At 68.1% G+C, this 14,861-nt stretch carries 13 protein-coding genes and 1 tRNA gene; 6 read left to right on the top strand and 8 right to left on the bottom strand.

Annotated elements, in window-relative coordinates; genetic code table 11:
- The first annotated feature begins 70 nt into the window (after positions 1–70).
- From hrpA to ACW4TU_RS21205, 4 genes are all read left to right on the top strand, one after another.
- Complete coding sequence (gene hrpA / locus ACW4TU_RS21190; RefSeq protein WP_457429715.1) at positions 71–4,087, top strand: ATP-dependent RNA helicase HrpA; 4,017 nt, start codon at positions 71–73, stop codon at positions 4,085–4,087.
- A 94-nt stretch (positions 4,088–4,181) separates the two neighbouring features.
- A tRNA-Asp gene (locus ACW4TU_RS21195) sits at positions 4,182–4,256 on the top strand.
- 367 nt (positions 4,257–4,623) lie between these two features.
- Positions 4,624–4,833, top strand: coding sequence for a DUF6274 family protein (locus ACW4TU_RS21200; protein WP_457429716.1), 210 nt, complete (start codon positions 4,624–4,626; stop codon positions 4,831–4,833).
- Positions 4,834–5,110: 277 nt separating this feature from the next.
- Positions 5,111–5,257, top strand: coding sequence for a hypothetical protein (locus ACW4TU_RS21205; RefSeq protein WP_457429718.1), 147 nt, complete (start codon positions 5,111–5,113; stop codon positions 5,255–5,257).
- A 37-nt stretch (positions 5,258–5,294) separates the two neighbouring features.
- On the opposite strand, the gene bldC is transcribed toward ACW4TU_RS21205, so the two are convergent.
- Entirely contained in the window at positions 5,295–5,501 is a 207-nt protein-coding gene (gene bldC / locus ACW4TU_RS21210; protein WP_033321412.1) for a developmental transcriptional regulator BldC, read from the bottom strand.
- A gap of 536 nt (positions 5,502–6,037) precedes the next feature.
- A complete protein-coding gene (locus tag ACW4TU_RS21215; RefSeq protein WP_457429721.1) occupies positions 6,038–6,889 on the bottom strand; it encodes a DUF8083 family protein in 852 nt (283 codons plus the stop codon).
- 242 nt (positions 6,890–7,131) lie between these two features.
- Here ACW4TU_RS21215 and ACW4TU_RS21220 point away from each other — a divergent pair, with 242 nt between their 5' ends.
- Together ACW4TU_RS21220 and ACW4TU_RS21225 are read left to right on the top strand one after the other, a co-directional pair.
- Positions 7,132–8,232, top strand: coding sequence for a Leu/Phe/Val dehydrogenase (locus ACW4TU_RS21220; RefSeq protein ID WP_457429723.1), 1,101 nt, complete (start codon positions 7,132–7,134; stop codon positions 8,230–8,232).
- Between the two features lie 288 nt (positions 8,233–8,520).
- Positions 8,521–8,787: a DUF3073 domain-containing protein gene (locus ACW4TU_RS21225; protein ID WP_457429724.1), complete on the top strand. Its 267-nt coding sequence runs from the start codon at positions 8,521–8,523 to the stop codon at positions 8,785–8,787.
- A 252-nt stretch (positions 8,788–9,039) separates the two neighbouring features.
- Here the strand turns inward: ACW4TU_RS21225 and purM are convergent, their stop codons facing one another.
- From purM to ACW4TU_RS21255, 6 genes are all read right to left on the bottom strand, one after another.
- Positions 9,040–10,119, bottom strand: coding sequence for a phosphoribosylformylglycinamidine cyclo-ligase (purM, locus tag ACW4TU_RS21230; protein WP_457429726.1), 1,080 nt, complete (start codon positions 10,117–10,119; stop codon positions 9,040–9,042).
- A 70-nt stretch (positions 10,120–10,189) separates the two neighbouring features.
- Positions 10,190–11,719: an amidophosphoribosyltransferase gene (purF, locus tag ACW4TU_RS21235; protein ID WP_457429728.1), complete on the bottom strand. Its 1,530-nt coding sequence runs from the start codon at positions 11,717–11,719 to the stop codon at positions 10,190–10,192.
- Between the two features lie 94 nt (positions 11,720–11,813).
- A complete protein-coding gene (locus ACW4TU_RS21240; protein WP_457429729.1) occupies positions 11,814–12,674 on the bottom strand; it encodes an META domain-containing protein in 861 nt (286 codons plus the stop codon).
- An 86-nt stretch (positions 12,675–12,760) separates the two neighbouring features.
- Positions 12,761–13,585 carry a maleylpyruvate isomerase family mycothiol-dependent enzyme gene (locus ACW4TU_RS21245; protein WP_457429731.1) on the bottom strand — a complete coding sequence of 275 codons (825 nt, stop codon included), beginning with the start codon at positions 13,583–13,585 and terminating at the stop codon, positions 12,761–12,763.
- Between the two features lie 5 nt (positions 13,586–13,590).
- Positions 13,591–13,800: a DUF397 domain-containing protein gene (locus tag ACW4TU_RS21250; protein ID WP_457429733.1), complete on the bottom strand. Its 210-nt coding sequence runs from the start codon at positions 13,798–13,800 to the stop codon at positions 13,591–13,593.
- Positions 13,797–14,810 (bottom strand): helix-turn-helix domain-containing protein, encoded by a 1,014-nt coding sequence (locus ACW4TU_RS21255; RefSeq protein WP_457429735.1) that lies wholly within the window; start codon positions 14,808–14,810, stop codon positions 13,797–13,799. Before ACW4TU_RS21255 ends, ACW4TU_RS21250 begins: the two co-directional genes overlap by 4 nt.
- Positions 14,811–14,861 lie beyond the last annotated feature (51 nt).

Raw genomic sequence — 14,861 nt, forward strand, 5'->3', positions numbered from 1 at the left:
GGCACAGGACGAGGGGCGGACGCAAAAGCGTTCGCCCCTCGTTTCGTCAAGGTGAGATCCTGGGTCAGGTATGTCTACGCACCCCGCCTCCGCCCCCGGCGCTCCCGCTCTCGGTGACCTCGCCCCCCGCCTGACCGAGCTGTCCCTGCGCGACGCGCACCGGCTCGGGCGCAGGCTCGAAGGTGCGCGCAGGATCCGCAAGCCCGAAGCCCGTTCCGCCGTCATCGCCGAGATCGAGGCGGAGGTCGCGAAGGCCGAGCTCAGGATGGCCGAGCGCCGCAGCCGCGTGCCGGCCGTCAGCTATCCCGAGCAGCTTCCCGTCAGTCAGAAGAAGGACGAGATCGCCGCCGCCATCCGCGATCACCAGGTCGTCATCGTCGCCGGCGAGACCGGGTCCGGGAAGACCACCCAGATCCCCAAGATCTGCGTCGAACTCGGCCGGGGCGTACGCGGGATGATCGGGCACACCCAGCCCCGTCGTATCGCCGCCCGTACGGTCGCCGAGCGGATCGCGGACGAGCTGGACACGCCCCTCGGTGAGGCCGTCGGCTGGAAGGTCCGGTTCACCGACCAGGTGAACCAGGACGCGACGGTCATCAAGCTGATGACGGACGGCATCCTGCTCGCCGAGATCCAGACCGACCGCGAGCTGCGCGCCTACGACACGATCATCATCGACGAAGCCCACGAGCGGTCCCTCAACATCGACTTCCTGCTCGGGTATCTGGCCCAGCTCCTCCCCCAGCGCCCGGACCTCAAGGTCGTCATCACCTCGGCGACCATCGACCCCGAGCGCTTCTCCCGGCACTTCGGCGACGCGCCCATCGTGGAGGTCTCCGGCCGTACGTATCCCGTCGAGGTCCGCTACCGCCCGCTCCTGGAAGAGGACAGCGAGGACTCCGACCGCGACCAGATCACCGCGATCTGTGACGCCGTCGAGGAGCTCCAGGGGGAGGGCAAGGGGGACATCCTCGTCTTCCTCTCCGGGGAGCGCGAGATCCGCGACACGGCGGACGCGATCACCAAGAGGAACTACCGGTTCACTGAGGTCCTGCCCCTCTACGCCCGCCTCTCGCACGCCGAGCAGCACCGCGTGTTCCAGCAACACACCGGGCGCAGGATCGTTCTGGCGACCAACGTCGCCGAGACCTCGCTCACCGTGCCGGGCATCAAGTACGTCATCGACCCCGGCTTCGCCCGTATCTCCCGCTACAGCCATCGCACGAAGGTCCAGCGGCTGCCCATCGAGGCGATCTCCCAGGCCAGCGCCAACCAGCGCAAGGGCCGCTGCGGCCGTACGTCGGACGGTATCTGCATCCGGCTCTACAGCGAGGACGACTTCGAGTCCCGCGTGGAGTTCACGGACCCCGAGATCCTGCGGACGAACCTCGCCTCCGTCATCCTCCAGATGACCGCGGCCGGGCTGGGCGACATCGAGAAGTTCCCCTTCATCGACCCGCCGGACCACCGCAACATCCGCGACGGCGTCCAGCTCCTCCAGGAGCTCAACGCGCTCGACCCCGCCGAGAAGGACCCCCGCAAACGACTCACGGACACCGGCCGCAAGCTCGCCCAGCTGCCCGTCGACCCCCGGCTGGCCCGGATGGTCCTGGAGGCCGACAAGAACGGCTGTGTCCGCGAGGTCATGGTGATCGCCGCCGCGCTCTCCATCCAGGACCCGCGCGAACGCCCCGTCGAGAAGCAGGCGCAGGCCGACCAGCAGCACGCCCGCTTCAAGGACGAGACGTCCGACTTCCTCGCCCTGCTCAACCTCTGGCGGTACGTCCGGGAGCAGCAGAAGGAACGCGGCTCGTCCTCGTTCCGGCGGATGTGCAAGCAGGAGTACCTGAACTTCCTGCGTATCCGCGAGTGGCAGGACATCTACACCCAACTCCGTACCGTGGCCCGCCAGATGGGCATCCACCCCAACGAGGACGACGCCCCCGAGCAGAGCGTCCACGTCTCTCTGCTGGCCGGCCTCCTCTCCCACATCGGGATGAAGGACGTACCGAAGACCACGACGGCGGGAACCGGAGCGTCCACATCGACCGGTGACAGCGCGCGCGGCACCTCCGGCAAGAACGAGTACGTCGGTGCCCGCAACGCCAAGTTCGCGATCTTCCCCGGCTCCGCCCTCTTCAAGAAGCCCCCGCGCTTCGTGATGTCGGCGGAGCTCGTCGAGACGTCGCGCCTGTGGGCCCGCGTCAACGCCAGGATCGAGCCGGAGTGGGTCGAGCCCCTCGCCGAGCACCTCCTCAAGCGCACGTACAGCGAGCCGCACTGGGAGAAGGACCAGGCCGCGGTGATGGCGTACGAGAAGGTGACGCTGTACGGCGTACCGATCGTCGCCCAGCGGAAGGTGAACTACGGGCGCATCGACCCGGAGGCGTCCCGCGAGCTGTTCATCCGGAACGCGCTGGTCGAGGGCGACTGGCGCACCCACCACAAGTTCTTCGCCGACAACCGCCGACTCCTCACCGAGGTCGAGGAGTTGGAGCACCGGGCCCGCCGCCGGGACATCCTCGTCGACGACGAGACCCTGTTCGACTTCTACGACGAACGCGTCCCCGAACACGTGGTGTCCGGCGCCCACTTCGACTCCTGGTGGAAGCACAAGAAGGCCGAGGAGCCCGAACTCCTCGACTTCGAGCGGGCGATGCTCATCAACGAGCGCGCCGGTGACGTCAGCAAGGACGACTATCCGGACGCCTGGCACCAGGGCCCGCTCAAGTTCCGGGTGACGTACCAGTTCGAGCCGGGCGCGGACGCCGACGGTGTGACCGTCCATGTCCCGCTCCAGGTGCTGAACCAGGTGACGGACGAGGGCTTCGACTGGCAGATCCCGGGCCTGCGCGAGGAGTTGGTGACGGAACTCATCCGCTCCCTGCCCAAGCCGATCCGCCGCAACTACGTCCCGGCGCCCAACTTCGCCCAGCGTTTCCTGGCCACCGCGACACCCCTCCAGGAACCGCTGACGACCACCATGGCCCGCGAGTTGAAGCGCATGGTCGGAGTCCCCTTCAGCGCCGACGACTTCGACCTGGACCGGATCCCCGACCATCTCCGCATCACCTTCCGGATCGTCGACGAGCGGCGCCGCAAGCTGGCCGAGGACAAGGACCTCGAGGTTCTGCGCCTCCAGCTCAAGCCGAAGGCCCGCCAGGCCATCTCCCAGGCCGCCGCGGCCACCGCCGAGCGCGCCGGCGGCGAGTCCCTGGAGCGCACCGGCCTGACGGACTGGTCGATCGGCACCCTGACGCCGCTCTTCGAGACGCGCAGAGCCGGCCAGCCGGTGAAGGCGTACCCGGCGCTGGTCGACGACGGCGACACCGTCTCCGTACGCCTCTTCGACACCGAGGCCGAGCAGCAGCAGGCGATGTGGAAGGGCACCCGGCGGCTCATTCTGCGCAACATCCCGGTCAATCCTGCGAAGTTCGCGTCCGAGAAGTTGACGAATGTTCAGAAGCTCGCGCTGTCGGCGAATCCGCACGGTTCGATCCAGGCCCTGTTCGACGACTGCGCGATGGCCGCGGCCGACAAACTGATCGCCGACTTCGGGGGCCCGGCGTGGGACGAGGAGTCGCACCGGAAGCTGTACGAGAAGGTGCGCGCGGAGATCGTCGACACGACGGTCCGCACGGTCAACCAGGTGCAGCAGGTGCTGGCCGCCTGGCAGGCCTGTGAGCGCCGCCTGAAGGGCGTTCGCAGCGCCGTGCTCCTCCCGAACCTGACGGACGTACGGGGGCAGCTGGACGCCCTCGTACGGCCCGGGTTCGTGACGGCGACCGGTCTGCGGCGTCTGCCCGACCTGATGCGCTACCTCGTCGCCGTGGACCGGCGCCTGCAGCAGATGCCCACCAACGTCCAGCGGGACACCACCCGCATGGAGAAGGTGCACGAGATGCAGGACGAGTACGCGTGGCTGCTGGAGCAGTTGCCGCAGGGCAGGCCGGTGCCGTCGGCGGTGCTGGACATCCGCTGGATGATCGAGGAGCTCCGGGTCAGCTACTTCGCCCACGCGCTGGGCACGGCGTACCCGGTGTCGGACAAGCGGATCGTGAAGGCGATCGACGCGCAGGCCCCGTAACGACCGCTGCACAGTGGGTGAGTTCGCCCCCGGGCTCACCCTCCTGTACAGTCTCTTTTCGCAGCACAGCGCAACATCAAGTGCCGCGAAACCTGGTCCTGTGGAGCAGTTTGGAGTGCTCGCCACCCTGTCAAGGTGGAGGCCGCGGGTTCAAATCCCGTCAGGACCGCAGTGAAGGACAAGGCCCGCATCCGGCGACGGACGCGGGCCTTCCTCGTGCTTCATCACCACCTCCGACGCACTCGTCAGCCTGTCAAGGTGGAGGCCGCGCCCGCGGCGGAGCCGCAATCCGATGCAGCAAATCCCGTCAGGACCGCAGTGAAGGACAAGGCCCGCATCCGGCGACGGACGCGGGCCTTCCTCGTGCTTCATCACCACCTCCGACGCACTCGTCAGTGAAGGACGGCAGGAAACGAGAGGGCCCGAGTCTCACGACTCGGGCCCTCTCGCGTTGTCGCCATATTGACGGAGTCACCTTCCCCCGGTACCCAGAGAGCAGGGCCCTCGATGCCCTGTCCCCCTTCCGGAGGTGGCGTATGGCGGCGACCGCGCGACGGCATGAGACACGCGCTCTGCTGCGGGCACATCTGTCGGCCGCCATCGGGTACCCGCACCTCACGCGACACTGTCCGATCTGTCACCGGTTACAGAGGCTCGCCATGGAGCGCTGCGCCGAGGCCGACGGAGACCCCGAGGCCGGGACCGGGGCCGACGAGACACCGGGTGCCAACAGCAGCTCCCTTTAGCACTTGTGGCACATCGTCAACAAGGTGCGCGGCATGTGACGGGTGTCACCGCATGAGTTTTCAAAATGCGGGTTCTTACCGGTCTCCTACAACTGGTCAATTTAATATGTGCAATTGCACCAGCCTCAGCAGGCTCCCACAGCGGATCCGACAGCCCTCCCCAGACTCCAACAAGCCCGCTCACAGCACCCCGTGCCACCCCCGGCTCCAGGCACAAAAAAGATCGCGCTGGACCCGGCGGAGTCCAGCGCGATCTCTACGACGCGCCCTCGAAGCTGTGGAACTGATGGAACTGCCTTGGGTGTGGGGCCTGTTGGGGCAGGACCCGCGTCGCTTGAAGCTGTTGGTGATCAAGCAGGTGACTCTGGTGGCACTGGTGGCACTGGTGGTGCTGGTGTTGCCCGCCGGACATCTCGGCCGATAGTTGGGGGACCTGCCGCTTTGTCCGACTATTTAGTTGGTCAGGCCTCGGTGCGCTGCTGCGGAATGCCCGCAAGCAGGGCGCGAACCTCGGCCTCGCGGTATCGGCGGTGTCCGCCGAGCGTGCGGATGGATGTGAGCTTGCCGGCCTTCGCCCACCGCGTCACCGTCTTGGGGTCAACACGGAACATGGTGGCGACCTCAGCCGGGGTCAGCAGCGGCTCGGCATCAGGGGTGCGAGCGGTCATGAGCGGCCTCCTCGGGAGAACCGAACCTTCTCGGTTCATTCCTCTAAATTCTGCACCTTGACCCGCGTTGCCCGAAATGGCGGATGCGGGTCGAGTCGGTTATAGGACGAACGGCTTGTCCTCGGCACTACAACTACACCATCTGTCCAACCGCGTAGGCCAAACCGATGGAATTGCCCTCCCAGGTGTCCATCGGCGACGGAAGCCAATGGACCATGCCATAGCGGACAGTCACGCCACTGTGACGATCAGTCACAGTGGCGATCAGGAGTCACGAGACCCCCCATAGCGTGCAATGCTGAGATTCCACCCATAGCTGGGCAGATAGAGCCTCCCCCGGACTCCTTGTCCTATTTTGGCACGAGGAGGGGCAAGGGACGCAAGCCACCTGTACGTGCGGTCCGTCACGCTTGACACAAACGCCCGGATCGGGACCTACGTCCCACGGCAGCTCCAAGAGCGTCCCACACATATGGAACTCATGTTCCAGGGAGTCTTTTTTTGACGAACCGTCAGTTAAACCCCCAGCCAGGCCGTCAGTTCGCCGACCGCCGGTCCCGCACCGCACGCCACCGCTCCACGAGCCGCGCGTACGCCTCCCCGGCCGCCTCGCCGTCCCCGTCGCGCAGCGCCTCGATGCCCGCGGCCACGTCCGCCGCCGAGTGGTCGCCGGCCAGATCACCGGCCGGCAGCACATGCACCAGCCCGCCGTAGTCCAGCTCGACCAGTGACCTCGGGTGGAACTCCTCCAGCCAGCGCCCGACGTCCAGCAGCCCGTCGATCAGCGGCCCCTCGTCGAGGCTGTCCCGCAGGGTCCGCAGCCCGCGCGCCACCCGCCGCCGCGCCTGCACCATCGGCGTCCGGTACCGCAGCACGGGCGCCGCGCCCCCGTCGGCCCCCGAGCCCTTGTCGTACTCGCGCTCCTCGTCGGTCACGAGCACGAACCAGTTCAGCGGCACCTCCCAGGTCGCCGTGCGGATCCAGGGGCGGGCGTCCGGATTGCGGGACAGCCAGCGCTCGTAGTCCTGGGCCGCCTGGTGGCGTACGAGGGGCGGCAGGACGGCGTCCAGGACCGGGGCGGGCAGTTCCTCCCCCAGCCCGCCCAGCGCCTGCCAGCCGCGCAGCCGGGTGCGCCAGGGGCAGACGCACAGCACGCCCCCGACCTCGGTCACGAAGGCGTCGGCGCTCTCCTGCACGGGCACCGCGACCGGCGGGGTCGGCAGCAAGTCGGCCAGGGAGCGCCGCAGTTCGTCCTGGTACGAGGGCCGGTCGGGCCGTCGGGCGTAGCGCGCCCAGTGGCTGCGCTCCGGCTCCGGGAAGGCCGCCAGCGGCTCGTAGACACGCAAGTAGGACGCGTACGGGACGATCACCGCGGACACCTTGGGCACGCCTGCTCCCTCCCCCCTGGACGACCAGGAAAACCCGCACAACCAGCGGAACCAGCACACAGCAGCACGGGAAAATTATGCAAACCCTCGTACGGTCCCCTGCCACCGGTGGGTGATCCTTGGCACTGCGGGGACGGTTCGCGTACACGGGCCGGGGAGGAGCTTTACTCTCATGCCCACCGAGGCCCGCCACCCGTACGGGCCCCGGCCCCAACCGCCGCTACTTCCCTGGAGTCACCACAGTGACCGACGTAACCGGCGCGTCTGCTGATGTACTGCACACCCTGTTCCACTCGGATCAGGGGGGTCATGAGCAAGTCGTGCTCTGCCAGGACCGGGCCACCGGCCTCAAGGCCGTGATCGCCATCCACTCCACCGCCCTGGGCCCCGCGCTCGGCGGTACGCGCTTCTACCCGTACGCGAGCGAGGCGGAGGCCGTCGCCGACGCGCTGAACCTCGCGCGCGGGATGTCGTACAAGAACGCCATGGCCGGTCTCGACCACGGCGGCGGCAAGGCCGTGATCATCGGCGACCCGGACATCGTCAAGAGCGAGGAACTCCTCCTCGCGTACGGCCGGTTCGTGGCCTCGCTCGGCGGGCGGTACGTCACCGCGTGCGACGTCGGTACGTACGTGGCCGACATGGACGTGGTCGCGCGCGAGTGCCGCTGGACGACCGGACGCTCCCCGGAGAACGGCGGCGCCGGCGACTCGTCCGTCCTGACCGCCTTCGGCGTCTACCAGGGCATGCGGGCCTCCGCCCAGCACCTGTGGGGCGACCCGTCGCTGCGCGGGCGCCTGGTCGGTATCGCGGGCGTCGGCAAGGTGGGGCACCACCTGGTACGGCATCTGCGCGAGGACGGCGCCGAGGTCGTGATCACGGACGTACGGGAGGACGCCGTACGCCGGATTCTGGCCGCGCACCCGGACGGCGGGGTCACGGCCGTCGCCGACACCGCCGCGCTGATCCGGACCGAGGGGCTGGACATCTACGCGCCCTGCGCGCTGGGCGGTGCGCTCAGTGACGCCACCCTGCCCGTGCTGACCGCCAAGGTGGTGTGCGGGGCGGCCAACAACCAGCTCTCGCACCCGGGCGTCGAGAAGGACCTCGCGGACCGCGGGATCCTCTACGCGCCCGACTACGTCGTGAACGCCGGTGGCGTGATCCAGGTGGCCGACGAGCTGCACGGGTTCGACTTCGAGCGGTGCAGGGCGAAGGCCGCGAAGATCTACGACACCACGCTGGCCATATTCGCACGTGCGAAGGCGGACGGTATTCCGCCGGCCGCCGCGGCCGACCGGATCGCCGAGCAGCGCATGGCGGAGGCCCGCCGGAGCCGGTAGTCCGAGGCAGCTCGGAGGTACCTGTCGGCGGGGTGTTGGAGAGAACTCTCACCCCCGTCGGCGGGTCGGCCGCCAAGAAGTGGTTAAAATCGCGGTTGACCAGCGGGGACAGGGCACCTCGCGGGTTCTGGGCACCGCCACGTCCTGCGGGCGACGTACCGTATGGGCGTGGGCTCAGGTACCGTGGAAGCCCTACGGACCGGTCTCTCCACGGAGAGCCCGTTCCAGAACATGAACGGGTGTCAAGACTCTGGGGCCACCGAGCCCCGTATCCGAGGGGGTCGAGCCATGGGGCGCGGCCGGGCAAAGGCCAAGCAGACGAAGGTCGCCCGCCAGCTGAAGTACAGCAGCGGCGGGACTGACCTCTCGCGCCTGGCCAATGAGCTGGGCGCTTCGACTTCGAGCCAGCCGCCGAATGGCGAGCCGTTCGAGGACGACGACGAGGAAGAAGACGACCCGTACGCCCAGTACGCGGATCGGTACAACGACGACGACGAGGACGAGGACGATCAGTCCTCGGGTTCCGCGTCGTCGCCACAACGCCGTGGGGCTTGACGTCTTACGTCTGCTGCGGCGCGCTGAACAGGTTGCACGTTTCCTGTAGGGCATCAGCTGCACCTCACCCGGTCGGGCGGTCAAACGCCGGACCGGGTTTTGTGCGTTGCCGCTCCGCTGGGGTTGGGCAGGGGGCGCCCAGTAGCTCGGGGGTGCCTGTGGTTTGGCGGGTGCGGGTGCGTTGTGGCTGGCCGCGCAGTTCCCCGCGCCCCTCGCTCGGCGGCTGCGCCGCCTTGCGATCTAGCTTGCGAGCTAGTTGGCTGCGTAGTCGCCCACCAGCTCCGCGCCTGTCGCGTGGTCGCCTCGGTCGGTGATCTCGCCTGCCACCCACGCGTCGACGCCTCGGTCCGCCAGGGTGGCGAGGGCCACGTCCGCCGAGTCCTCCGGGACGATCGCGATCATGCCGACGCCCATGTTCAGCGTCTTCTCCAGCTCCAGGCGTTCGACGGAACCCGTCCTGCCGACGAGGTCGAAGACCGGGTCCGGGGTCCAGGTGGAGCGGTCGACGATCGCGTGCAGGGTGTCCGGAATCACCCGGGCCAGGTTGGCGGCCAGACCGCCGCCGGTGATGTGCGAGTAGGCGTGCACGTCCGTGGTGCGCATGAGGGCCAGGCAGTCCAGCGAGTAGATCTTGGTGGGGACGAGGAGTTCCTCGCCGAGGGTGCGCCCGAACTCCTCGATGTGCGTGTCCAGGGCCAGCCCGCCCTGCTTCAGCAGCACATGCCGTACGAGCGAGTACCCGTTCGAGTGAAGCCCGGAGGCCGCCATCGCGATCACCGCGTCACCCGTCCGGATACGATCCGCGCCGAGCAGCCGGTCGGCCTCCACGACGCCCGTACCGGCGCCGGCGACGTCGAAGTCGTCCGGACCGAGCAGACCCGGGTGTTCGGCCGTCTCGCCGCCGACCAGAGCGCATCCGGCCAGTACGCAGCCCTCGGCGATGCCCTTGACGATCGCGGCGACACGCTCGGGGTGGACCTTGCCGACGCAGATGTAGTCGGTCATGAACAGCGGCTCGGCGCCGCACACCACGATGTCGTCCATGACCATGGCGACCAGGTCGTGGCCGATGGTGTCGTACACGCCGAGCTGCCGGGCGATGTCGACCTTCGTACCGACGCCGTCGGTCGCGGAGGCGAGCAGCGGGCGCTCGAAACGCTTGAGGGCGGAGGCGTCGAAGAGGCCGGCGAAGCCGCCGAGGCCACCGAGGACCTCGGGGCGCCGCGTCTTCTTCACCCACTCCTTCATCAGCTCGACGGCGCGGTCGCCCGCTTCGATGTCGACGCCGGCGGCGGCGTAGGAAGCGCCGGAGGCAGAGTTGGTCGCAGACATTGCCTGGGATCTTTCAGGTTGATGTGAAGCGGAAGCAGGGCTGCGGTGGCAGTGCTTACGGGAGCGGGCCTTACGGGCGACGGATCGCGTCGGCCGCGGCCGTGGCGGCGGGCCCTGCGGCCAGCTCGGTCTCCAGGAGCTGCTTGCCGAGCAGTTCGGGGTCCGGGAGCTCCATCGGGTACTCACCGTCGAAGCAGGCGCGGCACAGGTTCGGCTTGGCGATGGTGGTCGCCTCGATCATGCCGTCGAGGGAGATGTACGAGAGGGAGTCGGCGCCGAGCGAGGTGCCGATCTCGTCGATCGTCATGCCGTTGGCGATGAGCTCCGCGCGGGTGGCGAAGTCGATACCGAAGAAGCAGGGCCACTTGACGGGGGGCGAGGAGATCCGGATGTGGACCTCCGCCGCGCCGGCCTCCCGCAGCATGCGCACGAGCGCCCGCTGGGTGTTGCCGCGCACGATCGAGTCGTCGACGACGACCAGGCGCTTGCCCTTGATGACTTCCTTCAGCGGGTTCAGCTTCAGCCGGATACCGAGCTGCCGGATCGTCTGGGAGGGCTGGATGAACGTACGTCCGACATAGGCGTTCTTGACGAGTCCGGCCCCGAAGGGGATCCCGGAGGCCTCGGCGTAGCCGATGGCGGCCGGGGTGCCGGATTCCGGAGTCGCTATCACCAGGTCGGCCTCGACAGGGGCTTCCTTGGCGAGTTTCCGGCCCATCTCGACGCGCGAGAGGTACACGTTCCGGCCGGCGATGTCGGTGTCCGGGCGGGCGAGGTACACGTACTCGAAGACACAGCCCTTGGGCTTCGCTTCCGCGAATCGTGACGTACGCAGACCGTTCTCGTCGATGGCGACGAACTCGCCCGGCTCGATCTCGCGCACATAGGCGGCGCCGCAGATGTCGAGGGCGGCGGACTCGGAGGCGACGACCCAGCCGCGCTCCAGCCGGCCCAGGACCAGGGGGCGGATGCCCTGCGGGTCGCGGGCGGCGTACAGCGTGTGCTCGTCCATGAAGACGAGGGAGAAGGCGCCCTGGACCTGCGGAAGAATCCGCGCGGAGGCGTCTTCGATGGTCAGCGGGTTGCCGTCGTCGTCGGTCTGGGCGGCCAGGAGGGCCGTCAGCAGATCGGTGTCGTTGGTCGCCGCGACGCGCGGAGTGCGCCCGTCGTGCTGCTTGGGCAGGTCGGCGACCATCTCGGCGAGCTGCGCCGTGTTGACGAGGTTGCCGTTGTGGCCGAGGGCGATGGAGCCGTGGCCGGTCGCCCGGAAGGTGGGCTGAGCGTTCTCCCAGGTGGAGGCGCCAGTGGTCGAGTAGCGGGCGTGACCGACCGCGATATGACCCTTGAGCGAGCCGAGCGAGGTCTCGTCGAAGACCTGGGAGACAAGCCCCATGTCCTTGAAGACGAGGATCTTCGAGCCGTTGCTGACCGCGATACCCGCGGATTCCTGGCCTCGATGCTGTAGGGCGTAGAGCCCGAAGTAAGTGAGCTTGGCGACCTCTTCGCCGGGGGCCCAGACCCCGAAGACGCCACAAGCGTCCTGAGGGCCTTTCTCGCCGGGGAGCAGATCATGACTGAGTCGACCGTCACCACGTGGCACGCCACCGAGTGTAGGCGAGATCGACCACCGGTCCGAATTTGGGAATCCGGATGGGCCGCCCGGGCGGTGCGGGGGCCCGGACTGCGATAAGGGGTCAATTCGCGGCCGTGGCGCTGGCGGTGGCACCGTTTGTGCTGGTCAGAGAGAGGGAACGGTGATCGATCTTGTACGCCGTCTTCCCGTCGAAGATCTTCAGGAACGCCTTCTCGGTCTCCATGAGTGAGGCGTCGCACATCCTTCGGGTGGTCGCCGGGCTGCCGAAAGTGATATTGCCGTCGCTGACGGTTGCCTCAGCGGAAACGTTGTTGCAACCGGCCTTGCCGCTGACGGTCCCCTTCTTCTGGTCGAAGACGAGGTAGGCCTCGGCGGCGGCGGGGAGAGGGCTGACGGCCTGGCTGTCACCGTTGCCGTTGCTGTCGCTGGTGGCACCGAGTGTCGTGATCGTCCACTTGGTGCCGTAGAGGGGGGCGGCCTTCTCCTCGGTGAGGTGGATGGTGTCGCCGGCTTTGGTGGTGAGGGTGAGCTGCCGGATGTCCTTGGCGGTTTCGGTGGCCTTCGCGGTGAGGGCGCCCTGCCTGAGTACCTCGCTGAAGCTGTCCTCGAAGGCCATCGGGTCGTTGGCGCAGCCCATGTCGGTCGACAGGAGTTCCTTGAAGGAGACTTCGTCGCCGTCGACGGTGGCTTCGGCCCCGAAGCTGTTGCAGCCGAGGTTGCCGTTGGTTTTGCCGTTCTTGTCGATCTTCAGCCATGCGCCGGCGGGGGCCTCGCTCTTCTTCCCGTCGGCGGTGAGGTCGTCGACGGACCAGTGGACGCCGGTGAGGTCCACGCTTCCCGCCCCTGTCCCGACGGTCCGACTGCCGCCGCTGTCCTTCTCGCTGCCACAGGCCGCGGCGAAGGGGAGCACGGCCAGGGTCAGGAGGCTGAGGCTCGCGCTCGCAAGTCGCTGCTTTTTCATGCCGATGGGACGGAAGGGGCGGGTGGGCGGTTCCCGTCCGGCCACTTTTCGGCGGAGGCTGCGGATTTTCCGTACGGGTGCTGCCGTCAGGCCATGAGGGGCAGCAGCCCGCCGAGGTCGGCGCGTTCGCCGCTCGCGCTGACCTGGGCGTCGTCGAGGGCGTCGGCCCACCGGACCCGGCCGGTGGCCAGGCGGATCCAGGTCAGCGGGTCGGTCTCGACGACGTTGGGCGGGGTGCCACGGGTGTGCCTCGGCCCCTCGACGCACTGCACCACGGCGTACGGCGGGATACGGACCTCCGTCGAGCCGCCGGGGGCCTTGGCGGCGAGGGTGTCGGCGAGGAGGCGGGTGCAGGTGGCCAACGCCTGACGGTCGTACGGGATGTCGAGTCCCGGTACGGCGGCGTTCAGGTCGTCGGTGTGGACGACCAGTTCGACGGTACGGGTGACCAGGTAGTCGGCGAGGGTCATGGCGCCGGTGCGAGTGGCGAGGACGCGGGTGCCGGGGGCGGCGGCGAGGCGCTCGGTGAGGCGCTCCTCGGTGCGGGCGTAGAGGGCGTAGAGGGCGTCGAGGGAATCGGGGTCGGGGTGGGCGGCGGCCAGCTCGCGGGTACCCCCGGCGATGTCGGCGGCGCGGGCAGCTGTGGCCAACGGCCAGTCGAGGAGGGCGAGTTCGGCTTTCTCCGGCTCGTCCCGGTCAAGGTTGCGGCTGACGGTCTCCACGGCCATCGTGACGTGCGCGGCCAGGTCCCCGACCGTCCAGTCCCCGAGGCGGGTGGGGAGGGGGAGCTGGTCGGGGGTGAGGGTTCGGACGGCGGTGCGGATGTTGGCGTACTGGGTGAGGACTGCGGTGCGGGTCTTGACGGGGTCGTAGGTGCGGGTGCGGGTCTTCGGCTTTTTGGCCGGGGGCATCGGGGTCAGCTCCGTACGTGGTCCAGCAACGCCGCGAAGGCTTCTGGGGGGAGGAGGAGGGCGGGGCCCTCCGGGAACTTGGAGTCGCGGAGGGCTATGCGGGCGGGGGTGGGGGTGGGGGTGAGGTAGGCGACTTCGACACAGGTGCCGCCGGTTTCGTCGCTGTAGGACGACTTGAACCAGGCCCCGTCGGGAGCATTGCGGTGTGTACTCATGGCTGTTCCAACTCTCGTGCTGCTCGCTTCAGGAATTCGGGGGTTTCCCTGGGACCGCCGGCTTCAGCTCGCATGGCATCGAACCGGCGCTTGTACGCCCAGATCTCCGTGTCTTTGTCAGTGACGCCGACCGCGCTGAAACCATCGACGCTCACCACGGTAGGCAGCGGTGCCGCGAACTCCATGAGCATGAAGTTCTGGCTGCACCGGTAGACCGGTTGACTCATCGGCAGGATCTGCACAGTGACATGCTCCAGCGCAGCCAGTTCCGCCAGGTGCGCGTACTGCTCCCGCATCACCTCCGGACCGCCGAACACCCGCCTGAGCACTGCTTCGTCGAGGATCGCGTGAACCTCGACCGGACTGTCACTTCGGGTGATGGCCTCCCTGCGGCGCATCCTGATCTCGACGTTCCGCTCGACAAACTCGGTCGTACGCTCGTCGATCGGCTTGGCGGCCTCAAACTGCGCCCGCGCATACCCCGACGTCTGGAACAGGCCGAACATGACATCCGGCTGATAGACCCTCAGGACCTTGGCGTCGCCTTCGAGACCCAGGCTGATATTGAACCCGGACGGCATGAAGGTGCGATACGGCGACCACCAGCCCCGGTTCAGCGAGTTCTTGTGGATGTCGAGCAGGAACTCCACGTCGTCCGGGTCGCCGACCCCGTACCGGTCCAGCAGTTCCTTGAGGTCCTGGACCTTGGGAAGGCTGGTCAGCCCCTTCTCCACACGGTGAAGCGTCGACTCCGAAACGCTGGTTCCTCTGACCGCTTGAGCCCTGGTCATCCCCTTGCCCGAGCCGTCGTCCTTCTCGACCTGCTCACGCAACCGCCGTAGCTCCTGGCCGAGTTGCATCCGCCGAATCGTCGGCCCCGTCTTCGCTGCCACCGTGTCCGTTCCTTTCGCGGCCAAGCAGGGCAACCGTACGACGATGCCTGCCAGTTGGCTCACCGTGCCCAGCAGATCACTGCCCGTGCCCACAGTGTGGCCGCACCAGCCCACCATACGCAGGCACTTCCTCACTTCCAGGCATATACCACTTCACGTGGGATTCCC

The sequence above is a fragment of the Streptomyces kryoterrae genome (genome assembly GCF_054072135.1).